The sequence below is a fragment of the Acinetobacter sp. C26M genome (assembly GCF_023702675.1).
Classification (GTDB): domain Bacteria; phylum Pseudomonadota; class Gammaproteobacteria; order Pseudomonadales; family Moraxellaceae; genus Acinetobacter.
This window is the reverse complement of sequence record NZ_CP098478.1, coordinates 3384108-3408999: the sequence shown is the minus strand read 5'-3', so window position 1 is coordinate 3408999 and position 24892 is coordinate 3384108. Positions and strand designations below refer to the sequence as shown.

Sequence of the window (24892 nt, the reverse complement as noted above, 5' to 3'; positions counted from 1 at the left end):
CAATAGTAGAAGGCGAGACTTATTACACTATAATAGCAGGGCAAAATTGGGCATAGATATTGATGAAGATGAAAAAGCAGCGTGATTTTAGAACAACCGTAAGTCATAAATTGAATAACAAGAAGAGCTTCCGTTGTTTTATCGCAGTGGGAGGGATGATCGCATGCTCGTCCGTCTATGCTTTGGATGAACAGTTTAATGATGCCTTGCGCGCTGCCAATGCCAGCAATATTGCCTTGCTCGATCAATACCAATATGACATGCAAAATGATGCGCTCGGTTATTATCCTGAATATTGGAAACTGAACACCAATTTGGGTTTTCAGCCTGCATCTTCAATTATTAGCTTTGCACAACGCTATCCACAATCAGCAATGGCAGAAAAACTTTCTGCCGATTACGTGGAAGAAAAAGTCAAACTCGGGAGCTTTGCTGATGCCAAGCCAGTTTTGAGTTATGTGACCAATCCAGATCAAGAAGAAAGCTGTGCCGTTGCACAAGTGCGTGCAAAAACAGGTGATAGTTTGGTTTTTGCAGAATATAAAGACATTTGGTTAGCGACTAACTCTCAACCTGAATCATGTAATGGTCTAGGTCGGTTGATGTTGTCTAGCCCGCTGATGACTGCGCAAGACCGTCAACAACGTTTATGGGGACAATTACGCGCAGGCCAGTCTGGTCCAGCCATTGCCACAGCGCAAACGATGGGCTTGAACCTTTCTTTAGCACAGTTCAATCAAATCCAAGCCAATCCATTGGGCTATCTGTGGAGTGCGCCTAAATCGAATGATGCGGATTACGCCTATTTAATCTTTGCCTTGGGACGCGTTGCCGATAGTGATTTGACTAATGCCTTGGGCAATGTACAGCGTGCTGTTCAAGATGTGCCACAACCTGTACAACAATATTTGTATCGCACCATTGGTTATGTCGGTGGTACCACCGTGATGAAGAATGGCTTTAATCGTGAAGTATTAAATGCCTATGATCAAAGTTATGGCTATCCATTCAGCCCTGAAGAAGCTGAGATTTATGCCCGTCAGGCGATTCGCTTTGGTGCTTGGGAAAGTTTGATTCGTGCGATTGATGCGATGTCGGTGACACAAAAGCAGGAAGATCGTTGGCAATATTGGTTGGCACGTGCTTCAGAACAGCGTTCCGATGGGGGCTCAAAACAAGCGGCACAACAAATCTATCGTAAACTGGCGCAATCTGGTGATGATTATCATAATTTGTTGGCAAAAGATCGCCTAGGTGAACGTTATAACCATCAGCCTTATAATGAACAACCGAGTGCTCAAGATACACAGCGTCTGAATCAAAATATTCATTTTAGACGTGCGTTTGCATTAAGAGATGTGAATGCACCAGCAAACTATACCAATCGTGAGTGGAATTGGGCAGTTCGCCAAGCTTATTTACAGCACGACGATGGTCTACTTTTAGCAGCGGCGAAACGTGCGCATGATATGGGCTGGTATGATCGTGCAATCTATGCAGCAGACCGTACTACTTCTCGTCATAACGATACTTATCGCTACGCGACACCACATCGTAGTAATGTGACCAGTCATAGTTACAATGCAGGTATTGATCCTGCGTGGGCATATGGTTTAATGCGCCAAGAAAGTCGTTTTGTGACTTCTGCACGTTCTCATGTTGGCGCAGGTGGTTTGATGCAGATCATGCCGAACACTGCAAAATTGATTGCAAGACAAATGGGTGAAACTTACAACCCAGCAGCCTTAAGTGAAATGAACACCAACATCCGTTACGGTACTTATTATCTTTCAATGATTCAAAGTCAGTTGAGTGGTAATGCGGTGTTGGCAACCGCAGGCTATAACGCTGGTCCAAATCGTGCGCGTCGTTGGCAGCCTGATGTTCAGATTATGGCTGCAGATCAGTACACGGAAACCATTCCATTATTGGAAACACGTGACTATGTAAAACATGTCATGACCAATGCCACGCATTACGGTGTGGTGTTAGGGCAGGGATCGCAATCGTTAGAAAAACGGATGAGCACGATTCCTGTACGTAGTGGGCCTTAAAGACACACCAAGATGTTTAAGTGAAACAATGAAGTTTTTGCATTTGATGAAACCAATCGAATTACTCAAAGGGCAGTTGATGAGATCGCTACAGGCAGTGGCTTGTTATTTGGTCTTCTCTTTTAGTGCGCCATTATATGCTGCGAGTAATACAGAAGTTGCAGGCTATGTTATGCATGTGCAAATGACACCTGCTGCGTGCTCTTTTGATTCATCAAGACAAAAACAACGTAAATGTCTGGAAGGTTATTCGCTCACGATTGCAAGCTTATTGCCTGAAGTGCCTTTAAATCGAGATTGCTCAACTAAAACGTCTGCAAAATTATCACCATTACAAGCCAAAGTCGTTGCGCGTGTTATGCCTGATGAAAATGCACGTGTACAGCTGTGGCAGGATGTTGGTGGATGTATGCCAATGAATGCCAGTCAATATTTTAGAACGGTTATTAATTTTGCTGAACGTTTGAAAATACCAGCTGATTTGACCAGCCCAAATACGATTGAAGTACAAAAAGAAAATTTAAGACAGCAATTTACCAAGCTCAATCCTTCATTACCACCGAATGGAATTCGCTTTACTTGCCAGTCATCGAGATTTGATTCGGTCTTGACTGAAATACGCGTCTGCTATCAGAAAAATGGTCAATATAAACAATGCGCAAGCCATATAGTGACAGGCTGCCCAAGCGAATTTACGATTAAAGGAAGTTATTAGGTATTTACCTAGTTTGATTTGTATTTTCTATTAGACTTTCGTTGAAATTCATTCTCTTTTACATGCATCTGTATTCGCTTTAGAGTACAATCTTTGCCGTTTATGATAATTCGATTGAATAATAATAGCGTTCAATCGTGCAAACGCATCTCATTGGAGAATATCACATGAAGCAACCCGTTCGTGTTGCCGTTACAGGCGCTGCTGGTCAAATTGGTTATAGCTTATTATTCCGTATTGCAAGCGGAGAAATGTTAGGTAAAGATCAACCAGTAATTTTACAATTGCTTGAAGTTCCTTTTGAGAAAGCTCAACAAGCGCTTAAAGGCGTGATGATGGAACTTGATGACTGTGCTTTCCCATTATTGGCAGGCATGATCGGGACTGATGATCCTAAAGTTGCATTCAAAGATGCTGACTATGCGTTATTAGTTGGTTCTCGCCCACGTGGTCCTGGTATGGAACGTGCTGACTTGTTGAAAGTAAATGGCGAAATCTTTATTGGTCAAGGCCAAGCACTCAACGAAGTTGCTAGCCGTGACGTTAAAGTATTGGTTGTTGGTAACCCAGCAAACACCAATGCTTATATCGCAATGAAATCTGCTCCAGATCTTCCAGCGAAAAACTTTACAGCAATGTTACGTCTTGACCACAACCGTGCATTAACTCAACTTGCTCAAAAAGCAGGTGTTGCAGTTTCTGACATCGAAGACATGACTGTTTGGGGTAACCACTCTCCAACAATGTATGCTGACTACCGTTTTGCAACTGCAAATGGCGTAAGCTTAAAAGACAAAATCAACGATGCAGCATGGAACAAAGATGTGTTCCTTCCTACTGTTGGTAAACGTGGTGCTGCGATTATCGAAGCACGTGGTTTGTCTTCAGCTGCTTCAGCTGCAAACGCTGCAATCGACCATATGCGTGACTGGGCGTTAGGCACAAACGGCAAATGGGTAACTATGGGTATTCCATCTGACGGTTCTTATGGTATTCCGGAAGGCGTAATGTTCGGTTTCCCTGTAACCACTGAAAACGGTGAATACAAAATCGTTCAAGGTTTAGAAATTGATGAGTTCAGCCGTGAACGTATCAACTTCACGCTTAACGAGCTTGAAGAAGAACGTGCAGCAATTGCTGACATGGTAAAATAATTTATCTTTTTGATAAATTGAAAGCACTCTCCTTGAGAGTGCTTTTTTTATGGGATAAAGAACAAAAAACAACAAGAAAATATAGACATACATCTGCATGATAATGGCATTTACTGTTAAATTATTTTTATAAGAGACATGATTTGGAGAATAACAATGTTTGAACAGCAACCGACACTGGAACTTTTATTTGAGCAACTCGGGCTTGGGGCTGATGATGCTGCAATTGAAAATTTTGTGAAAGCGCATCAGTTACCCGCCGATCAAAAATTACATGAAGCGGAATTTTGGAGTGCAGGACAGCGTGATTTTCTAAAAAGTCATTGGGATAAAGACGATGAGTGGGCGATCGTGATTGATGAGTTAAATCAACAGTTGCATGTCGATAGTACAAGATAATCAAATATAAAAAGCTCACATTAGTGAGCTTTTTTTTGAATCAATGTTTTAAACCAATCTTCTTGGCGTATGGCGTTAAATGCAGGATGGAGTTGTAATAATTCTAAATCATGCTCTAAACATGACACATATTTCTTTAACCAGTGTTGTGTTAAAGCTTGTTCTTGTTTAGCTGCTGATGCATAGGCCAAAAAGAAATAAACATCTAAATGATCGTGATGTGCTAAAGGTTTTAAAATTTGTTGGGTGATTAAGGCAAAGCGTTTTTCTTTGGTTAACTCAAAGTAAATCATATAGGCTTTGGCTAGATGCAAGGACAAATTTAAATATAAACTGAGTGGCATTTCATCGTATTCAATACGTGCCTGTTCAATGAGCACGATTGCTTCTTGCAAGAAATGCAATTGTTCCTGACGAATATGGCTCAATACCACCAATTGCAAACGTAGGTCAGCACGCTCTAAAGCAAGTTCGGGAGTATTGCTTTCTAAATAGAGTTGGTCCGTTTCACCAATTCGAGCAATCACTTGTTGAGTTTCATTCGACATCATTGATCCAAAATCGTCTGTTATGCGTGATATATAAGGTTGTTTTTCGAAATTTAAAGGTATAAGGGCTGTTGATATTTCAAGACCCTAACCATTCCAAATTGAACCACCACTACGTAACCATGCAGTAATGGATAAACGCTGCTGTTTAGAAAGTAATACTTCGTGCAAGACATCACTTTGAAAAATCGCCAGACGATTTGGTTGTGGTTGGATGATATGCCATTGACCATGTTTATCCTGTAGTCGTAATTGACCACCCCAATCCTCTTGCCAACTTTCATGCAAATAGAACACGGTTGAAATCATGCGGTCATTTTTTTGCTGTGGATTATCTCGATGCAAAGCATAAAACTCACCTGCGTTATAACAGGCAAAATGTGCTTCGACTTCTTTAATGCCTAAATAGAAAGCCTGATTCAACGCTTGAGATAGATGTTCTAAGGTCTGTAAATGCTGTTGTGCAATCGGTAGTTGCCCATCAATCCATAAGATATGATCACTACGGATATGGCTGACCACACCATTTTGTATGCCAGCTGCTCTAAATTCGGCAAGATGCGATGTGCATTCATGTACCAATGCCTGTACATAGTCAAGTGAGTAAACATCATCAATAAAGGCAAAGCCAAATTCATTTAGATCATCCAGTACTTGATCTAAATTCCAAGACTGAAGATTTAATGCAGGTGGGAGAGTTGTTGCTTGCATAGCACTCCAGTGACTTAGGTTCGATTACAAGGCAATTTTAGACGATCACATCAACGCTAAAGAATACTTTTTTCTTTCATGTTAAACTACCTGCTGAATTGAGGAATAATTGTCAACATGAATTACCGTCACCATTTCCATGCGGGTAACTTTGCCGATGTTATGAAGCATGTACTTTTGCTTCAACTGCTCGCTCGTTTAAATGCTAAAGATAAACCTTATCGATATATCGATACCCATGGTGGTGCAGGTAAATATGATTTATCTACGTCTGAAGCACAAAAATCAGGTGAATTCTTAACGGGTATCCATCGTTTGGTCAAGCTAGACGATTCGATTAAGCGTAATGCGCCTGAAGGCGTAAAACAATATCTTAAAATTGTTGAAGATATGCGTGCAGGTTCGGGTAAGGGCGCTTATCCAGGTTCTCCTTGGTTTGCCCTTGAAGGCATGCGTGATACTGATAAAGCAACTATATTTGAAATGCAGCGTGATGTGTTTCAGCAATTGTATTTTAATATTCGTGATAAACGTGCGGGTCTGCATGAACGTGATTTTTATGAAGGCTTGATGGGTGTAATTCCGCCTAAAGAAAAGCGTGGATTGGTCATGATTGACCCACCTTACGAAATTGAGCGTAAAGATTTCCCTCAATTGGTTGAAATACTTCAAGCTGCACATAAAAAATGGCCAACAGGTGTGTTCGCAGTTTGGTATCCAATCAAAGATCGCGCCATGATTGAACGTTTTGAAAAGAAAATGATGAAAACGGGTATTCGCCGTCAGCTCATTTGTGAAATTTGTGTATGGCCAGATGACACCCCAGTCGGATTGAATGGTTGTGGTCTTCTAGTAATTAATCCACCTTGGAAGTTCTCCGAAGATGCGGATCAAGCATTACAATGGTTATTTCCACATTTGCGCATGAGTGAGAATGGTGGACATGCAGCTGTGCGTTGGTTGGTGGGTGAATAACCCATCAATGTCAAAATATTCTCGAGGAATTGAAAATAATGACAAATTCTCTTAAACCTGATTCTGATCTGAACAAAGAAGATCATTCTTTTGACGGAATCACTTTTGAAGTAGAAGAAGAAGAACATACGCACGAAGGACAAAAAGTGAAACGCCGTGGTATTTATTTGTGGCCAAATTTAATTACAACAGCCGCACTTCTTTCTGGTTTTTATTCAATTATTGCCAGTATGAATGGAAATTTTAATCAAGCGATCTATGCCATCTTCTTGGCGGCATTGCTTGATGGCTTGGATGGTCGAGTAGCACGTGCTATTGGTGCACAAAGTGCATTTGGTGAGCAATACGATTCACTTTCTGACTTGTTGGCTTTTGGTGTCGCGCCAGCCATTTTGATGTATAGCTGGAGTTTGCATGATCTTGGACGTATCGGTTTAGCATGTTGCTTTATTTATACCGCTTGTGCTGCTTTCCGCCTAGCGCGTTTCAATGTACAAATTGGTGTGGTGGATAAGCGCTACTTTATTGGTATCGCCAGCCCACTTGCGGCAGTGACTGTTATTTCATTGGTATGGGTCGGTCGTGATTATCCATTTATCTTTGATTTAAAAGATATTGTCATTCAAGTCATTAACTCGGTTGTCATGGTTGCAGTTGGCTTGCTGATGATTTCAAACATCAAATACTATTCATTTAAACAAATGGATCGTAAGCGTGTACCTTTTGTCGTGATGTTGCCAGTGGTCTTGATTTTTGCTGCAATCACGTACAACATTCCTGTAGGGATACTGATTGTCTGTATCCTTTATGTACTTTCAGGATTTGTAACGACGTTGTTTGCCAAAAAGAATGATGCAAAAATAACAACTTAAAATACGGAGGTTCAGTATGCCAATATTGATGAATAACAATCAATTAAAGCAGCTGAACCTCAATAAGTCAGATGCTTTAACTTTTCATCCGCCCAAAGGTCTTTTTAAAATTGTCTATCAGGCGTTGATCCTGCCTAATTTGCCTGAACCTTTTCATTATTTAAATTTCATTAGCCTGATTGGACAACCCCGTATTCCGATTTGTTATAACGCGAGTGCAATTGCTACGACAGCAATTGATACCGCGACTGTTTTGGTGAGTAGTAGTGCATCAACTGTCGGGCATCTCAAAAGTTATAGTGCTAAAGAGCAGTGTCAATTAGAGCAAGACCGTTATCAGTTTTTAGATGTGGATCACATCCAAGTTGATTTCCCAAATTATTATTTTAAACGTGATGATGACGAACTCAGTTGCCAGCTTAAAGTGATTATTGGCACTGAAATAGAAAACCATTCAGCCTTGCAATGGGGGGTTGGCGATTATTGGTATGTTCGCTGTCAGTGCGAAGGTGAAATCATTTATAAAAAACAAAAATATCAAATCGAGGCGCAAGGAATTCTAAAACATGCCAGAGCGATCTATTTACCTTTTATCGCTTTTCATTTTTTTACTTATCAAATTATTCAGATCAATGCAGATTTGCAGATCATTCTGTCTGAGTTAAGAAATCAGTGGAATAACATTATTTTTTCCAGAATTGAAATTCAGTCGAATGAACAAGATTCCATACTTTATGATCATCAAGTGATTTTTGACGTCACTCGTGTTTATCCAAAAGTTCAGACACCGAATGGGCGTGAAATGTATTTGCCTCGAGAATTTATTTGGCAATATTCAGAAAAAGATAAAGTCATATTTCAACTACAAGCACAAAGTCGAGGCGATTATAAATTTGGCTTAGCTGCGGGTTATGTCGGGAGTTTTAATTATCAATTATTATGGAATAACCAGAGTTATGAGGGGTCTGGGTATTGTGAATATATTGATTGCCGACCTTTACACTGGCAAGAAAAAAATAAAACTGAACAATTAATCGACCAAATCGCACATTTTCAGTCTTATTTGTGTAAAAAATAGGCACTCGATTTAATAATTTAAATAAATTTGAATAAAGCGCTTGCACCTGCCCTGAAATGCTGTAGAATGCACATCCATCGGCGGTGATGCAGATAAAAACTTGTTGAGAAACAAGGATTTGGCTAGAAAGGTTAGATTCTTGGTTTGATTGATAAGTTTGCTAAATATCTAAATTACCTGTTGACTTTGAAGAAATTTAGAGTAATATAGCCGACCTAGCTTGATGATGACGAATCATCGAGAAGATCATTAAGAGAATAGAAGAACAACTTGTGTGGATTTTTACTGATTGATCGATCGAAAATATTTCATTGATTGAATGGTAGAAATTTCTCGAAGTTTATTTGAGCGAATTTTTAGTCAGAAAATTGATGAGCCAAGATTTGTAGCCATAAGCTACTAATGATTTTAAACTGAAGAGTTTGATCATGGCTCAGATTGAACGCTGGCGGCAGGCTTAACACATGCAAGTCGAGCGGGGAAGGGTAGCTTGCTACCTAACCTAGCGGCGGACGGGTGAGTAATGCTTAGGAATCTGCCATTTAGTGGGGGACAACATTCCGAAAGGAATGCTAATACCGCATACGTCCTACGGGAGAAAGCAGGGGATCTTCGGACCTTGCGCTAAATGATGAGCCTAAGTCGGATTAGCTAGTTGGTGGGGTAAAGGCCTACCAAGGCGACGATCTGTAGCGGGTCTGAGAGGATGATCCGCCACACTGGGACTGAGACACGGCCCAGACTCCTACGGGAGGCAGCAGTGGGGAATATTGGACAATGGGCGGAAGCCTGATCCAGCCATGCCGCGTGTGTGAAGAAGGCCTTTTGGTTGTAAAGCACTTTAAGCGAGGAGGAGGCTCTTCTAGTTAATACCTAGGATGAGTGGACGTTACTCGCAGAATAAGCACCGGCTAACTCTGTGCCAGCAGCCGCGGTAATACAGAGGGTGCGAGCGTTAATCGGATTTACTGGGCGTAAAGCGTGCGTAGGCGGCTTTTTAAGTCGGATGTGAAATCCCCGAGCTTAACTTGGGAATTGCATTCGATACTGGGAAGCTAGAGTATGGGAGAGGATGGTAGAATTCCAGGTGTAGCGGTGAAATGCGTAGAGATCTGGAGGAATACCGATGGCGAAGGCAGCCATCTGGCCTAATACTGACGCTGAGGTACGAAAGCATGGGGAGCAAACAGGATTAGATACCCTGGTAGTCCATGCCGTAAACGATGTCTACTAGCCGTTGGGGCCTTTGAGGCTTTAGTGGCGCAGCTAACGCGATAAGTAGACCGCCTGGGGAGTACGGTCGCAAGACTAAAACTCAAATGAATTGACGGGGGCCCGCACAAGCGGTGGAGCATGTGGTTTAATTCGATGCAACGCGAAGAACCTTACCTGGTCTTGACATAGTAAGAACTTTCCAGAGATGGATTGGTGCCTTCGGGAACTTACATACAGGTGCTGCATGGCTGTCGTCAGCTCGTGTCGTGAGATGTTGGGTTAAGTCCCGCAACGAGCGCAACCCTTTTCCTTATTTGCCAGCGGGTTAAGCCGGGAACTTTAAGGATACTGCCAGTGACAAACTGGAGGAAGGCGGGGACGACGTCAAGTCATCATGGCCCTTACGACCAGGGCTACACACGTGCTACAATGGTCGGTACAAAGGGTTGCTACCTAGCGATAGGATGCTAATCTCAAAAAGCCGATCGTAGTCCGGATTGGAGTCTGCAACTCGACTCCATGAAGTCGGAATCGCTAGTAATCGCGGATCAGAATGCCGCGGTGAATACGTTCCCGGGCCTTGTACACACCGCCCGTCACACCATGGGAGTTTGTTGCACCAGAAGTAGGTAGTCTAACCGCAAGGAGGACGCTTACCACGGTGTGGCCGATGACTGGGGTGAAGTCGTAACAAGGTAGCCGTAGGGGAACCTGCGGCTGGATCACCTCCTTAACGAAAGATTGACGATCGGTAAGAATCCACAACAAGTTGTTCTTCGAAGATGTATCTGAGGGTCTGTAGCTCAGTTGGTTAGAGCACACGCTTGATAAGCGTGGGGTCACAAGTTCAAGTCTTGTCAGACCCACCAAATCTGATTGCAGTAGCTTAGATTGAAAGATATGTCGTTCATTAAATGATAAGCTGGGGACTTAGCTTAGTTGGTAGAGCGCCTGCTTTGCACGCAGGAGGTCAGGAGTTCGACTCTCCTAGTCTCCACCATACATTACGAAGTAATGTAGAAAACGAAAGTTAAATTCCAAGATAGCTTATAGAAATTAATAAATAAGAAGATCGAAAGATCTTAGTTTATTAACTTCTGTGATTTATCACAGTTTACTACTCACCGACGAGGTGGTAGTTAATCATTAACAGATTAGAAAATTGAGTCTGAAATAAATTGTTCACTCAATTCATTCGAAAGAATGAAATTGAGAACTAGCAAAAACACTGAATCAAGCGTTTTGGTATATGAATTTAGATTGAAGCTGTATGGTGATTAAGTTCACAGACAACAAACCAGTAGCAATTAAGTTTGCAACGATAACACTCACTTGTATGTGTTAACGACTGTTTGGGGTTGTATAGTCAAGTAATTAAGTGCATGTGGTGGATGCCTTGGCAGTCAGAGGCGATGAAAGACGTGATAGCCTGCGAAAAGCTCCGGGGAGGCGGCAAATATCCTTTGATCCGGAGATTTCTGAATGGGGGAACCCACCCGCTATAAGGCGGGTATCATAAGCTGAATACATAGGCTTATGAAGCGAACGAGGGGAAGTGAAACATCTCAGTACCCTTAGGAAAAGAAATCAATTGAGATTCCCTTAGTAGCGGCGAGCGAACGGGGAGCAGCCCATTAAGTTGTGTGTGTTCTAGTGGAACGCTCTGGGAAGTGCGAACGTAGAGGGTGATATTCCCGTACACGAAAGGGCACACACAATGATGACGAGTAGGGCGAGGCACGTGAAACCTTGTCTGAATATGGGGGGACCATCCTCCAAGGCTAAATACTCCTGACTGACCGATAGTGAACCAGTACCGTGAGGGAAAGGCGAAAAGAACCCCTGTGAGGGGAGTGAAATAGATCCTGAAACCGCATGCATACAAGCAGTGGGAGCCGACTTGTTCGGTGACTGCGTACCTTTTGTATAATGGGTCAGCGACTTATATTCAGTAGCAAGGTTAACCGCATAGGGGAGCCGTAGAGAAATCGAGTCTTAATAGGGCGTTTAGTTGCTGGGTATAGACCCGAAACCAGGCGATCTATCCATGAGCAGGTTGAAGGTTGGGTAACACTAACTGGAGGACCGAACCCACTGTCGTTGAAAAGCCAGGGGATGACTTGTGGATAGGGGTGAAAGGCTAATCAAGCCTGGTGATAGCTGGTTCTCCCCGAAAGCTATTTAGGTAGCGCCTCGGACGAATACCATTGGGGGTAGAGCACTGTTTCGGCTAGGGGGTCATCCCGACTTACCAAACCGATGCAAACTCCGAATACCAATGAGTACTATCCGGGAGACAGACTGCGGGTGCTAACGTCCGTAGTCAAGAGGAAAACAATCCAGACCGCCAGCTAAGGCCCCAAAATCATAGTTAAGTGGGAAACGATGTGGGAAGGCATAGACAGCTAGGAGGTTGGCTTAGAAGCAGCCACCCTTTAAAGAAAGCGTAATAGCTCACTAGTCGAGTCGGCCTGCGCGGAAGATGTAACGGGGCTAAAACTATGTGCCGAAGCTGCGGATTTGACATTAGTCAAGTGGTAGGGGAGCGTTCTGTAAGCCGATGAAGGTGTATTGAGAAGTATGCTGGAGGTATCAGAAGTGCGAATGCTGACGTGAGTAACGACAAAACGGGTGAAAAACCCGTTCGCTGAAAGACCAAGGGTTCCAGTCCAACGTTAATCGGGGCTGGGTGAGTCGACCCCTAAGGCGAGGCCGAGAGGCGTAGTCGATGGGAAATTGGTTAATATTCCAATACTTCTGTGTAATGCGATGAGAGGACGGAGAAGGTTAAGTCAGCCTGGCGTTGGTTGTCCAGGTGGAAGGTTGTAGGCATGTATCTTAGGCAAATCCGGGGTACTCTATGCTGAGAACTGATAGCAAGCTGTACTTGTACAGTGAAGTGGCTGATACCATGCTTCCAGGAAAAGTCTCTAAGCTTCAGTTACACAGGAATCGTACCCGAAACCGACACAGGTGGTCAGGTCGAGTAGACCAAAGCGCTTGAGAGAACTCTGCTGAAGGAACTAGGCAAAATGGTACCGTAACTTCGGGAGAAGGTACGCTGCTGACGGTGATGGGACTTGCTCCCTGAGCTATTGGCAGCCACAGAAACCAGGCCGCTGCAACTGTTTATTAAAAACATAGCACTCTGCAAACACGAAAGTGGACGTATAGGGTGTGATGCCTGCCCGGTGCTGGAAGGTTAATTGATGGGGTTAGCGTAAGCGAAGCTCTTGATCGAAGCCCCAGTAAACGGCGGCCGTAACTATAACGGTCCTAAGGTAGCGAAATTCCTTGTCGGGTAAGTTCCGACCTGCACGAATGGCATAATGATGGCGGCGCTGTCTCCAGCAGAGGCTCAGTGAAATCGAAATCGCTGTGAAGATGCAGTGTACCCGCGGCTAGACGGAAAGACCCCGTGAACCTTTACTGCAGCTTGACATTGAACTTTGACCTTACTTGTGTAGGATAGGTGGGAGGCTTTGAAGTTGGAACGCTAGTTCCAATGGAGCCGTCCTTGAAATACCACCCTGGTAATGTTGAGGTTCTAACTCTGCCCCGTAATCCGGGGCGAGGACCATGTCTGGTGGGTAGTTTGACTGGGGCGGTCTCCTCCTAAAGAGTAACGGAGGAGTACGAAGGTGCGCTCAGCGTGGTCGGAAATCACGCGTAGAGTATAAAGGCAAAAGCGCGCTTAACTGCGAGACCCACAAGTCGAGCAGGTACGAAAGTAGGTCTTAGTGATCCGGTGGTTCTGTATGGAAGGGCCATCGCTCAACGGATAAAAGGTACTCTGGGGATAACAGGCTGATACCGCCCAAGAGTTCATATCGACGGCGGTGTTTGGCACCTCGATGTCGGCTCATCTCATCCTGGGGCTGAAGCAGGTCCCAAGGGTATGGCTGTTCGCCATTTAAAGAGGTACGCGAGCTGGGTTTAGAACGTCGTGAGACAGTTCGGTCCCTATCTACCGTGGGCGCTGGAAATTTGAGAGGATCTGCTCCTAGTACGAGAGGACCAGAGTGGACGAACCTCTGGTGTACCGGTTGTGACGCCAGTCGCATCGCCGGGTAGCTATGTTCGGAAGGGATAACCGCTGAAAGCATCTAAGCGGGAAGCCTACCTCAAGATAAGATTTCCCTAGGAATTTATTCCTCTAAAGAGCCGTTCGAGACTAGGACGTTGATAGGTTGGGTGTGGAAGCACGGTGACGTGTGAAGCTGACCAATACTAATTGCTCGTGAGGCTTGACTATACAACACCCAAACAGTTGTTGTATTCAAGATAAATTCAATACATAACTTGATTTAGTGTGAAATCTAGTTACAATACCGACTCAATTAACTAATCCGTTAATAACTCTTTCGGTACTAAGTGGCAAAAAACGTAAGACCACCCAAAACCAAAACAGTTTGCTGGCGACAATAGCAAGAGTGAACCACCTGATCCCTTCCCGAACTCAGAAGTGAAACCTCTTAGCGCTGATGGTAGTGTGGCACTTGCCATGTGAGAGTAAGTCATCGCCAGCTTTTAAATCTAAACACCCCAATCTCGAGAGAGGTTGGGGTGTTTTTTATTGTACGGAATTTTATATACTGGTTATTTTAAGGGCTTTCTAATATGACTTGGATCGTAGTACAAAGCTTTTCATTTCCGTATGAAGCTCAAATTGCCAAAACACAATTGGAAGCAGCTGAGATTCCAGCACGAATTGAAAATGAACATACCATTAATATGGATTGGCTTTACTCCAATGCTTTAGGTGGTGTGCGACTGTTAGTTCCTGAAAGCTATGCAGAAGAAGCTAAAGCATTACTTGCTCAAGATTTTAGCCAAGAATTAGAACAACAGTTTGGTGTAAATGAAAGCTGTCCTAAGTGTGGTAGTACAGATATACAACCTTATACAGAAGGTAAACGCCCCGCTTATGTGGTTTTTCTATTGCTGGGTTTTCCATTATTTTCTTATAAAAATGGAATGAAGTGTCGGCACTGCCAACATTTTTGGAGTTAATGTCGTATAGCAAATCAACAAGATTTTTTAAATCATGAATGATCTGTATATGCTCAAACTAAAATAAAAAGAGCGTTGAAGTTATGAATATTCAGAAAAATATTTTATGGGTAGATTGTACTGCGGCTGCATTTGCTGGACTGATTGTATTGTTGACTGCACAATGGTTAAGTCAACTCTATCATTTACCCAAGGGGATTATTGTTTTCGTGGGTTGCGTGAATCTCTTATACGCAATTTATTCATTTACGTTAGCCAATTATAAAAAACGCTCAATGTTCCTCATTAATATCTTAGTGGTTGCAAATAGCATATGGGTCTTGGTTTGTCTGGTTATGCTTTGGCGATTCGAGCAGGAAATGACAATCTTTGCCGTGATCCATATTGCTGGGGAGGCGGTCTTTGTTGGTGCTTTGGCTCGATTGGAATATCAATGGCGGCATCAACTTGCATTTTCATATCACCCAAGAAATAACTAAATTAAGTGGACATCATTTAACCAGCTTTGTTTAATACGGTAGAACATTATAAAAAGGACAATAAGATGGAATATAAAGGAAGCTGTCATTGTGGAAAAATCATCTTTGTTGCACAAGGTAATTTGACTGAAGCATTGTCATGTAATTGCTCGATTTGTCAGAGAAAAGGTTCTTTGTTGTGGTTCTTGCCTACAGATAAAGTTGATATTACAGTTCAGGAAGATGCTTTAGCTAGTTACCAATTTAATAAGCATGTGATTGATCATCATTTTTGTAAGATCTGTGGTATTCATCCTTATGCAACAGGTATTGATCCGAAAGGGAATAAGATGTACGCCATTAATATCAGATGTATCGAAGATTTAGATTTGGAAAACATTAAAATTAATCATTTTGATGGCCGTTCGGTTTAACACTCAAATTTAGAGAATAAAAATGACCAAGAAAAAACAGTTAGATGCTGAACAGACGATCATGTTGTTCGAGATCCTAAAAAAGCGTTTTGAAGCAAATATGCATCGGCATCACGGTTTGAATTGGGTTGATATCGAAGATCAGTTAAAACAAAAACCTGAAAAGCTATGGTCACTCAATCAAATGGAAGAGACTGGTGGAGAGCCAGATATCGTATCATTTGATTTCACACCATCGGAAATTGTCTTTTATGATTGTGCGGTAGAAACGCCAAAAGGTCGTAGAAGCCTTTGTTATGATCGTGCTGCTTTGGATGCACGTAAAGAACATAAACCCGAAAATAATGCGGTTGGGGTTGCAGAGGAGATTGGTATTGAATTGCTCACAGAAGAACAATATAGGCAGTTACAGTCGGTTGAATATTTTGATTTAAAAACCTCAAGTTGGGTAAAAACCCCAGAGGATGTGCGTAAATTGGGGGGTGCAATTTTTTGTGATAGCCGTTATGGCCGTGTTTTTACCTATCATAATGGCGCTCAATCTTATTATGCGACCCGTGGATTTCGTGGACGCTTAAAAATATAGCTCAGCTATTCTATTGCATTTTTAGACATGTTTTTTACTTTTTAATTTTGCCAAGCGCTTGCTTGGTTTTTCTGGTTTTGCTACTTTAGTGCTCATTCAATAAACAATGATCAATAATTGCTAGGAAGCAGAATATGCACCTCAATCCTTTGTACTACAGCGAGCAGCATCTTGAATTTGCCAAGAGTATTCGACGCTTTGTTGAAAAAGAAATTTCTCCTTTTATCAATGAATGGGATGAGAGTGAAACTTTTCCGCGAGAACTTTATAAAAAAGCAGCAGATATAGGTTTATTGGGACTCGGTTTTGAAGAGCAGTATGGGGGGATTGCGGGAACTGATGCATTTTATACATTGTTATCTTCGATTGAGCTCGCAAAATGTGCTTCAGGTGGCTTAGCAGCCTCTTTACTGTCGCATACCATTGGTGCGCCACCAATTCAGCACTTTGCCAACGAAGAGGTAAAAGCTCAAGTACTCCCTCAGATTTTATCGGGTGAAAAGATCTCGGCATTGGCAATTACTGAGCCAAGCGGTGGTTCAGATGTGGCTTCGCTTAAAACTAAAGCTGTACGTGACGGTGATTATTTTCTGGTGAGTGGTGAAAAGACCTTTATCACTTCGGGGATGCGAGCTGATTATTATTCAGTGGCAGTACGTACTGATCCAAATGCCAAAGGAGCAAATGGTATTTCAATGCTGCTCATCGATGCGCATAGTGCAGGAATCAGTAAAACCAAACTGGATAAGATGGGATGGTGGGCATCAGATACGGCACATCTGCATTTTGATAATGTCAAAGTGCCTGCTAACCATTTATTGGGCCCTGAGAATATGGGCTTTCTGGTGATTATGAATAACTTCAATATGGAGCGTTTTTTCCTTGCTGCCAGTAGTTATGGCTTTGCCCTGACGTGTTATGAGGAAGCATTGGATTGGGCACAGCAACGCCAAACCTTTGGTAAGCGTCTGGTTGATCATCAGGTCATGCGTCATAAATTAGTGGATATGGCCACGCGACTAACGGCAACCCGTGCTTTACTCGAAGATACCGCTTATCGCCTAGGTAAGCCTGAATTGCAGGGTAGTGAACTGATTGCCCAGATCTGTATGTTGAAGAATGTTGCTACTCAAACCATGCAATTCTGTGCCGATGCTGCGGTGCAGACACTCGGGGGTATGGGTTTTATGCGTGGCACTAAGTCTGAACGAATCTATCGTGAAGTGAAGGTGAATATGATTGGTGGTGGTGCAGAAGAAATTATGAAGGATTTAATTAGTAAGCAGTTGGGCTATTAAACTGATCGCTAGGAGCTTACCGTTTGGGTTCAACCCAATAAGCTCCTTTTCCCTCAGGATGAACTGCGATATACCAAATTGATGAATTCTGAGCATAGACCAAAAACTGGAATCCCTGATCCTGCATTTCTTTCTTTTTACTTTGAGTCACATTATTCATTTTAATTGGGATGGCACCATGACCGCTGAAATAGTTTAGGTCTGTTGGTGAAAAAGTAAAAGAGCCATGACCTCTACTTAGATCTAGGTCATTTATTTCAATAATATTTTTTGTACTGGGTGGCAAAATTGGAGGTAACCAACCGCGTTCAAACGCATGTTCAACTTTAGCATGCTGCAAATCTGTAAACTTGGTTGTCACCTTATCATCGGTACAGCCGAGAATTAGGCTGAAAAGTAAAATCAAGATTATGCGTTGCATATCTTTCGCCTAAAAAATTGGCATCAGTTTATTTTTATCTTAATGTGTCAGATATCGCAATAATTAAAATGCTTGATATTTCTTATCTGTCCAATCCGAATTTAAAATTGCCCATCGCTCATGGTCTTTCCATTCTTTTCCTCCGACGCGTAGGTACTGGCGGGAGAAGCCTTCTTTTATAAAACCTGCATTTGCGACAAGGCGAATAGAGGGTAGATTGTCTGGTTGGATATTGGCTTCTAGTCGATGTAGGTTCAGAGTTTGAAATGCTTCGTGTAAAACCTGTTGTAGCCCTTGTCGCATATAACCATGTCCTGCATAAGGATAAAACGCTTCATAACCTAAATAGGCAGAATGAAAGTGACCTCGAACGATATTGGAGATATTAAAAGTGCCGACAATGGCATGATTTTCTTTCAAGCAGACGAAATAACGATGTTCTTGTATGAGATATTGTTCAAAATCTGTTGGTAGATAGGTCCACGGTTGATGTAGTTGAATACTATTTTGGTAGGCAAGTTTGATTTCAGCTAAATCGCTGATTTGAGGCTTACGCAAATAGATCGCACTCATTTAACAGCCATTTCCCAAACCATTTCAGTCAATTCATCAATTTTGACTTTGCCTTCTGGTCTATACCACGTCACCGTCCAAGAAATCGAGCCACCGAGCAAGCGACGCCAAATAAAAGCATCATGTTTCACTTTGCCTTGAGCACGCAATTTTTCAATCACATCCAACCAGACTTGCTCATATTCATTACGCATTTTCAGAAGGTAATCTTGTTTTTCTTTAGAAAGGGCAAACCATTCATGCACCAGTACCGCCATAGCTGCACCTGTATCACCAGCAATGGAAAGTAATTCAGCTTTGATGAGATGGCGTAATTGTTGTTCAGGATCAGTTGAACGTTCAGCAGCTTCTTTTAAACGGGCAAAGTTATAGATAATAGTTTGTTCCATCACTGTCGCCAGAATTTCATCTTTACTTTTAAAGTGATGAAACAGACTACCCGATTGAATGCCAATAAATTCACCGAGTTGACGAACCGTGGTTTTGTCATAACCTTGCTTATAAAACAGATAGGCAGCACCTTGCAGTAAACGTCCACGTGGACTGTCATCAAAACAAACAATCTTGGGTATTTGCTCAATTGAGGTTGCGATCATGCCTATTCATCTATCCCGTTTAATCTAAAGTCTATTGTAACAAAAATCATTTGATGCATTGTCTTATCTTTTTATAACAAGCATTTGCTTGAGTTTGACTATTTTTGCCAATACAGCATAGCATTATGCACTTTACAAACCAAGCACTTGCTTGGTAATGTTAAGGCGTTTTTAGCAATAACAATGAGAAAGCGCATGACAACTGTCAAACAGGATGACCAGAGGGTAGTCAAAATTGGGTGTGCATCAGGATTCTGGGGCGATACCAACACCGCTGCATTTCAGTTGGTGCATCTGAGTGATATTGATTATTTGGTCTTTGATTATCTGTCAGAAATTACCATGTCGATTATGGCGAAGGCGATGATGATGGATCCAAGTCATGGTTATGCGCTGGATTTTGTCAGTCGGGTGATGTCCCCCCTGATCAATAAAATTGCTGAGAAAAAAATAAAAGTGATTAGTAATGCAGGTGGGGTGAATCCACTGGCTTGTCGTGATGCCCTACAGAAAATCATTGATGAAAAGGGCTTAAATTTAAAAGTTGCAGTGGTGTTAGGTGATGATGTATTGCCTAAGCATCCTGAATTACTCACCCAAAATGTTCAGGAAATGTTTAATGGCGATGCCTTGCCTGCACATGTGGCAAGTAGTAATGCCTATCTCGGTGCTGTTGCAATTCGTGATGCTTTAGATTTGGGTGCAGATATTGTGATTACAGGCCGTGTGGTCGATTCAGCGGTTGTGCTTGCCCCATTATTGCATGAATACAAATGGTCACTCGATGATTATGACAAGTTGGCACAAGGTTCTTTGGCAGGGCATGTGATTGAATGCGGTGCACAGTGTACAGGTGGAAACTTTACTGATTGGCGCTTGGTTCAAGGCTTTGACAATATGGGCTTTCCAATCGTAGAAGTCAGCGCTGATGCTTCATTTATTGTGACCAAGCCTCAAGGGACAGGTGGCCTTGTTTCAACTGCGACTGTAGCAGAGCAGATTGTTTATGAGATTGGCAATCCACAAGCCTATCTTTTAGCTGATGTGAGCGCTGATTTTAGTCAAGTGCATTTAGAACAGGTAGGAGAGCATCGAGTCAAAGTGACTGGTGCCACAGGCCGTGCGCCAACTCAGCAATATAAAGTCAGTGCGACTTATGCGGATGGTTATCGTGTTTTGGTTAGTTTCTTGATTGCAGGTCGTGAAGCGCCAGAAAAAGCCCAAGTGATTGCTGATGCCATTATCAATAAATGTGAACGTGTATTGGCGCTACGTTCCGTTCCTCCGTTTAGTGAAAAATCGGTTGAGATTCTAGGTATTGAAAGTACTTATGGTGCACATGCGAAAGTGAAAGATAGCCGTGAAGTGGTGGTTAAGATCGCGGTAAAGCATCTGTTTAAAGAAGCCTGTATCTTCTTTGCTTCTGAGATTGCCCAAGCTTCAACAGGCATGGCACCTGCATTGGCAGGAATTGTCGGAGGGCGTCCTAAAGCATCGGCTGTGGTGAAATTATTTTCATTCTTGATTGATAAAGATCAATTAAAGCTAGAAGTCGACTTTGCAGGACAGCGTTATCCCGTTCAGATCCCCTTCGAACAAGCTTCACAGGATTATGTGCAGCATCCCGTTGGTGAAGTAGCCGCGTATCAAGGCGATGAGGTTGAAGTCTCTTTGATAGACGTAGCACATGCACGCAGTGGCGATAAGGGAAATCATAGCAATATCGGGGTGATTGCACGTAAAGCTGAATATTTACCGTGGATTCGTGCCTCATTAACCGAAGCCAATGTTGCAGCATATATGCAGCATGTTCTTGATCCTGAGAAATCCAAAGTCATTCGTTATGAATTGCCTGAGATGCATGCACTGAATTTTATGTTGGAAAATGCATTAGGTGGTGGTGGTATTGCCAGCTTGCGAATTGATCCACAAGGTAAGGCTTTTGCACAGCAATTATTGGATATGCCAGTGAAAGTACCAGCACAACTGTTAGAAAAATATTAAGGATATAAACATGGGTTATCAATCAATTTTCAGGGCAGATGCATTTGCTGACAAAGTCATTATCGTCACAGGTGGGGGTTCTGGTATTGGCCGTTGTACTGCACATGAGCTTGCTTCTTTAGGTGCGCAAGTGGTAATCACGGGACGAAAAGTAGAAAAATTGGAAAAGGTTAGCCAAGAAATTTTGGAAGATGGTGGCAACGTCCATTTCATTGTTTGTGATAACCGTGATGAAGAACAAGTCAAAAGCATGATTGCGGAAGTGCTTGAAAAATTTGGCAAGCTCGATGGTTTAGTCAATAACGCAGGTGGACAATTTCCTTCTGCATTAGAGAATATTTCTGCCAATGGTTTTGATGCCGTGGTCCGTAATAACCTACATTCAACCTTTTATTTGATGCGTGAAGCCTTTAACCAGTGGATGGCAAAGCATGGTGGTAGCATTGTTAATATGACTGCCGATATGTGGGGTGGTATGCCGGGCATGGGCCATTCAGGTGCAGCACGTTCGGGTGTTGATAACCTGACCAAAACTGCTTCAGTAGAATGGGGTAAATCTGGGGTACGCGTTAATGCAGTTGCACCGGGCTGGATTATTTCTTCGGGCATGGATAACTATAGTGGTGATTTTGCCAAAGTAATCATTCCAAGTTTAGCGAGTAATGTGCCATTAAAACGAATGGGTACCGAGTCAGAAATTTCCTCAGCCATCTGCTATTTACTTTCGGATGCAGCGGCTTTTGTTTCAGGTGTAACGTTACGTATTGATGGGGCGGCATCCCAAGGGACGCGTATGTATCCGCTAGCTGATGCAACCAACAATGATGCTTTTAATGGTTTCCATCGTGCTTTTATCCCTGATATTTTTAAAAATAACGGTGATGGAGAATAAACATGAGTATTCTTCAATCTGAAATTGCAGTGGGTAGTGAACAATATGAGCAAAATCGAGAGGCGTTATTAACCCAGTTGGCTGAAGTTCGGGCGGTGCAGCAAAAAAGTATTGATAAGTCCTATGCAGCAAAACCTAAGTTCGATAAGAAAGGCAAAATCTTGCCACATGAACGTATTCGTTTACTGTTAGATGCGGATTCACCTTTTATCGAGCTGTGCGGCTTAGTTGGCTACAACATGCATGATGATAAAGATGGTTCCGAAGCAGGTGGTGGCATTATTGCTGGCATTGGTTTTGTTAATGGTGTACGTGCACTGGTTTCTGCCAGTAACAGCGCCATCAAAGGTGGCACCATGTCCCCAATGGGCGTACATAAAACGCTACGTCTGCAAAAGATCGCCTTAGAACAAAAGTTGCCGATGGTGACCTTAACTGAAAGTGGCGGTGCAAACCTGAACTATGCGGCGGAGGTATTTACCTATGGTGGTATGACTTTTGCCAATCAGGCGCGCTTATCTGCGGCAGGGATTCCGCAAGTTGCAGTAGTACATGGTAATGCAACTGCTGGCGGTGCTTATCAACCGGGTTTGTCTGACTATGTGATTGCAGTACGCAAACAAACTGAAATGTTGTTGGCTGGCCCACCGTTATTATTGGCAGCAACAGGGGAAGTGGCGACTGCGGAAGAACTAGGTGGTGCAGAAATGCATACTCAAGTTTCAGGTGTGGCGGAATATTTAGCTGAAAATGATGCAGATGGTATTCGCTTAGCGCGTGAGATTTTCGAGCATCTGAATTGGAAAGAACAGACCACTCATTCGAATCATGATTATAAAGAACCGCGTTATTCAGCGGAGGAGTTGTTGGGCATTATCCCGCAAGATCCAAAACAACCTTTTGATATGAAAGATATCATTGCCCGGATTATTGATGATTCAGATTTTCTAGAATTTAAACAGGAATATGATGCTTTAACCGTATGTGGCTGGGCGAAAATGGGTGGTTTACATATTGGCATCATTACTAATAATGGGCCGATTACACCTCAAGGGGCAGTGAAAGCAGCGCAGTTTATTCATCTGTGTGAGCAGACCCAACGACCGCTGTTATTTCTGCATAACACCACAGGTTTTATGGTCGGAACCGATGCAGAGCAGAACGGGATTATTAAACATGGTTCCAAGCTGATCCAAGCAGTTGCCAATGCAACTGTGCCCAAGATTTCGATTGTGGTGGCAGGCTCTTATGGTGCAGGTAACTATGCAATGTGTGGTCGCAGTTTGTCCCCACAATTTATCTTTGCATGGCCAAACTCACATGTAGCAGTGATGGGTGCTGCGCAAGCAGGCAAAGTCTTGCGTATTGTAGCTGAGGGTAAACAAAAAGCCTCGGGGATGGAGCCGAATCCACAGATGTTGGATTTCTTGGAACAAAGTACGGCAATGAAATTGGAACAGCAGTCGACGGCTTTATTCAATACCGCAATGCTGCATGATGATGGCATCATCGATCCAAGAGATACCCGTAAGGTATTGATATTTTTATTACAAACCATTTATGAAGCACAGCAACGTGAGTTAAATCCAACACGATTTGGTGTGTCGAGATTTTAATTTTTAACACCCTCATCCTAGCCTTCTCCCTGAGGGAGAAGGGATCCCCTCACCCTTTTGGGGAGAGGGTTGGGGAGAGGGGGGAAACAATTTTTAAGGAACAAAAACAATGAAATTTACTGCAGAACATGATGCTTTACGCCGTACCACACGTCAGTTTGTTGAAAACGAATTAAATCCATTTATCCCCGAATGGGAAGAAGCGGGCCGTTTTCCGATTCATGACGTATTTAAGAAAATGGGAGACTTGGGTTTATTGGGGATTTGTAAGCCTGAAGAAAATGGTGGTTTAGGACTCGACTATTCGTACAACCTTGTGGTGGCAGAAGAGTTAGGCCGTGCCGCTTGTGGTGGTGTACCACTGGCGATTGGTGTACAGACTGATATGGCAACACCTGCACTGGCACGCTTTGGCAGCAAAGAGTTGCGAGATGAATTTCTAAACCCTGCGATTCGTGGTGAATATGTCGCGTCGATTGCGGTCTCGGAAGTGCATGCCGGTTCTGACGTGGCAGCCATCAAAACCACAGCAAAAAAAGATGGTGATGATTATGTGATTAACGGCAGCAAGATGTGGATCACCAACTCATTGCAAGCCGATTTCTTTTGTTTGCTTGCCAATACCTCTGATGACAAACCACATGTCAATAAATCCATGATTATTGTTCCTGCCAAGACAGTAGGGATCAGCTTCTCAGAACCCTTAAATAAGTTGGGGATGCGCTCAACCACCACGGCTCAGGTCTACTTCGATAATGTGCGTGTGCCACAACGCAACTTGGTTGGGGTGGAAGGCATGGGCTTTATGATGCAAATGATGCAGTTCCAAGAAGAACGCATGTGGGCTTGTATAAATGCGGTGGGGGGCATGGAAAAAGTCATTCAGCAAACCATTGACTACACCAGAGAACGCACCACGTTTGGTCAACCTTTAATTCATAACCAGTATGTACATTTTCGTTTTGCTGAACTCATGACAGAAGTTGCAGCATTAAAAGCCTTAACCCTTCAAGCCTGTGAACAGCATATTGCGGGTGAAGATGTCACTTTAATGGCCTCAATGGCGAAGCTGAAAGCAGGACGCTTAAGCCGTGAAGTGGCAGACAGTTGCCTGCAATATTGGGGTGGTAATGGCTTTATGTGGGATAACCCAGCATCACAATTGTTCCGTGATGGACGTCTAGGTTCGATTGGTGGCGGTGCAGATGAAATTATGTTGGGGATCATTTGTAAGCTCACTGATATTTTGCCGAAAAAACAGAAAAAATAGGAGCAGAAGC

Annotated in this window: 21 protein-coding genes, 2 tRNA genes and 3 rRNA genes; 21 read left to right on the top strand and 5 right to left on the bottom strand. The window is 42.9% G+C overall.

The genetic code is table 11. The features are described from left to right. Positions 1-155: 155 nt before the first annotated feature. The 4 genes from NDN11_RS15640 to NDN11_RS15625 all read left to right on the top strand — a co-directional run bounded on the left by NDN11_RS15640 (position 156) and on the right by NDN11_RS15625 (position 4322). Entirely contained in the window at positions 156-2054 is a 1899-nt protein-coding gene (locus tag NDN11_RS15640; protein ID WP_251111560.1) for a lytic transglycosylase domain-containing protein, read from the top strand. A gap of 46 nt (positions 2055-2100) precedes the next feature. After that, the gene (locus NDN11_RS15635) at positions 2101-2769 is read left to right on the top strand and encodes a ribonuclease T2 family protein (RefSeq protein WP_251111559.1); all 669 of its coding nucleotides are present in this window, start codon (positions 2101-2103) and stop codon (positions 2767-2769) included. Between the two features lie 167 nt (positions 2770-2936). Beyond that, entirely contained in the window at positions 2937-3923 is a 987-nt protein-coding gene (locus NDN11_RS15630) for a malate dehydrogenase (protein ID WP_004655942.1), read from the top strand. Positions 3924-4079: 156 nt separating this feature from the next. Continuing rightward, a complete protein-coding gene (locus NDN11_RS15625) occupies positions 4080-4322 on the top strand; it encodes a DUF2789 family protein (protein WP_167250564.1) in 243 nt (80 codons plus the stop codon). 20 nt (positions 4323-4342) lie between these two features. Here NDN11_RS15625 and NDN11_RS15620 read toward each other — a convergent pair whose 3' ends face one another. Together NDN11_RS15620 and NDN11_RS15615 are read right to left on the bottom strand one after the other, a co-directional pair. After that, a complete protein-coding gene (locus tag NDN11_RS15620; RefSeq protein ID WP_251110159.1) occupies positions 4343-4870 on the bottom strand; it encodes a hypothetical protein in 528 nt (175 codons plus the stop codon). A gap of 87 nt (positions 4871-4957) precedes the next feature. Continuing rightward, on the bottom strand, positions 4958-5581 hold the full coding sequence (locus tag NDN11_RS15615; RefSeq protein ID WP_251110158.1) for a 2OG-Fe(II) oxygenase: 624 nt from the start codon (positions 5579-5581) through the stop codon (positions 4958-4960). Positions 5582-5698: 117 nt separating this feature from the next. Here NDN11_RS15615 and NDN11_RS15610 point away from each other — a divergent pair, with 117 nt between their 5' ends. From NDN11_RS15610 to NDN11_RS15550, 13 genes are all read left to right on the top strand, one after another. Then, entirely contained in the window at positions 5699-6556 is an 858-nt protein-coding gene (locus NDN11_RS15610) for a 23S rRNA (adenine(2030)-N(6))-methyltransferase RlmJ (RefSeq protein WP_167250570.1), read from the top strand. Positions 6557-6594: 38 nt separating this feature from the next. Continuing rightward, positions 6595-7428, top strand: a complete 834-nt coding sequence (gene pssA, locus NDN11_RS15605; RefSeq protein WP_005155209.1) for a CDP-diacylglycerol--serine O-phosphatidyltransferase — start codon at positions 6595-6597, stop codon at positions 7426-7428. Positions 7429-7444: 16 nt separating this feature from the next. Beyond that, positions 7445-8506 carry a DUF6670 family protein gene (locus NDN11_RS15600; protein WP_251110157.1) on the top strand — a complete coding sequence of 354 codons (1062 nt, stop codon included), beginning with the start codon at positions 7445-7447 and terminating at the stop codon, positions 8504-8506. A 410-nt stretch (positions 8507-8916) separates the two neighbouring features. Further along, a 16S ribosomal RNA gene (locus tag NDN11_RS15595) occupies positions 8917-10454 on the top strand. Between the two features lie 59 nt (positions 10455-10513). Then, a tRNA-Ile gene (locus NDN11_RS15590) sits at positions 10514-10590 on the top strand. Between the two features lie 55 nt (positions 10591-10645). Continuing rightward, positions 10646-10721 (top strand) — tRNA-Ala (locus tag NDN11_RS15585). Positions 10722-11085: 364 nt separating this feature from the next. Continuing rightward, positions 11086-13976 (top strand): 23S ribosomal RNA (locus NDN11_RS15580). 159 nt (positions 13977-14135) lie between these two features. Continuing rightward, a 5S ribosomal RNA gene (rrf, locus tag NDN11_RS15575) occupies positions 14136-14250 on the top strand. The 16S, 23S and 5S rRNA genes sit together here with 2 tRNA genes alongside, the layout of an rRNA operon. A gap of 91 nt (positions 14251-14341) precedes the next feature. Then, positions 14342-14734: a putative signal transducing protein gene (locus NDN11_RS15570; RefSeq protein ID WP_251110156.1), complete on the top strand. Its 393-nt coding sequence runs from the start codon at positions 14342-14344 to the stop codon at positions 14732-14734. An 83-nt stretch (positions 14735-14817) separates the two neighbouring features. After that, positions 14818-15213 carry a hypothetical protein gene (locus tag NDN11_RS15565; RefSeq protein WP_251110155.1) on the top strand — a complete coding sequence of 132 codons (396 nt, stop codon included), beginning with the start codon at positions 14818-14820 and terminating at the stop codon, positions 15211-15213. Between the two features lie 65 nt (positions 15214-15278). Further along, the gene (locus NDN11_RS15560; RefSeq protein ID WP_251110154.1) at positions 15279-15626 is read left to right on the top strand and encodes a GFA family protein; all 348 of its coding nucleotides are present in this window, start codon (positions 15279-15281) and stop codon (positions 15624-15626) included. A gap of 22 nt (positions 15627-15648) precedes the next feature. Continuing rightward, positions 15649-16212 (top strand): DUF4256 domain-containing protein, encoded by a 564-nt coding sequence (locus tag NDN11_RS15555; RefSeq protein WP_251110153.1) that lies wholly within the window; start codon positions 15649-15651, stop codon positions 16210-16212. 134 nt (positions 16213-16346) lie between these two features. Continuing rightward, entirely contained in the window at positions 16347-17510 is a 1164-nt protein-coding gene (locus NDN11_RS15550) for an acyl-CoA dehydrogenase family protein (RefSeq protein WP_251110152.1), read from the top strand. Between the two features lie 16 nt (positions 17511-17526). Here the strand turns inward: NDN11_RS15550 and NDN11_RS15545 are convergent, their stop codons facing one another. The 3 genes from NDN11_RS15545 to NDN11_RS15535 all read right to left on the bottom strand — a co-directional run bounded on the left by NDN11_RS15545 (position 17527) and on the right by NDN11_RS15535 (position 19100). Then, entirely contained in the window at positions 17527-17931 is a 405-nt protein-coding gene (locus NDN11_RS15545) for a YbbD-related protein (RefSeq protein WP_251110151.1), read from the bottom strand. 63 nt (positions 17932-17994) lie between these two features. Further along, a complete protein-coding gene (locus NDN11_RS15540; protein WP_251110150.1) occupies positions 17995-18504 on the bottom strand; it encodes a GNAT family N-acetyltransferase in 510 nt (169 codons plus the stop codon). Then, positions 18501-19100: a TetR/AcrR family transcriptional regulator gene (locus NDN11_RS15535; protein ID WP_004652564.1), complete on the bottom strand. Its 600-nt coding sequence runs from the start codon at positions 19098-19100 to the stop codon at positions 18501-18503. The genes NDN11_RS15540 and NDN11_RS15535 overlap by 4 nt, the downstream gene beginning before the upstream one ends. Before the next feature lie 195 nt (positions 19101-19295). Between NDN11_RS15535 and NDN11_RS15530 the strand changes: the two genes are divergently transcribed. The 4 genes from NDN11_RS15530 to NDN11_RS15515 all read left to right on the top strand — a co-directional run bounded on the left by NDN11_RS15530 (position 19296) and on the right by NDN11_RS15515 (position 24882). Continuing rightward, on the top strand, positions 19296-21104 hold the full coding sequence (locus NDN11_RS15530; protein WP_251110149.1) for an acyclic terpene utilization AtuA family protein: 1809 nt from the start codon (positions 19296-19298) through the stop codon (positions 21102-21104). A 10-nt stretch (positions 21105-21114) separates the two neighbouring features. Beyond that, complete coding sequence (locus NDN11_RS15525) at positions 21115-21996, top strand: SDR family oxidoreductase (protein ID WP_251110148.1); 882 nt, start codon at positions 21115-21117, stop codon at positions 21994-21996. A gap of 2 nt (positions 21997-21998) precedes the next feature. Further along, positions 21999-23612, top strand: coding sequence for an acyl-CoA carboxylase subunit beta (locus NDN11_RS15520; protein ID WP_251110147.1), 1614 nt, complete (start codon positions 21999-22001; stop codon positions 23610-23612). 109 nt (positions 23613-23721) lie between these two features. Then, positions 23722-24882 carry an acyl-CoA dehydrogenase family protein gene (locus NDN11_RS15515; RefSeq protein WP_251110146.1) on the top strand — a complete coding sequence of 387 codons (1161 nt, stop codon included), beginning with the start codon at positions 23722-23724 and terminating at the stop codon, positions 24880-24882. The last annotated feature ends 10 nt before the right edge of the window (positions 24883-24892 follow it).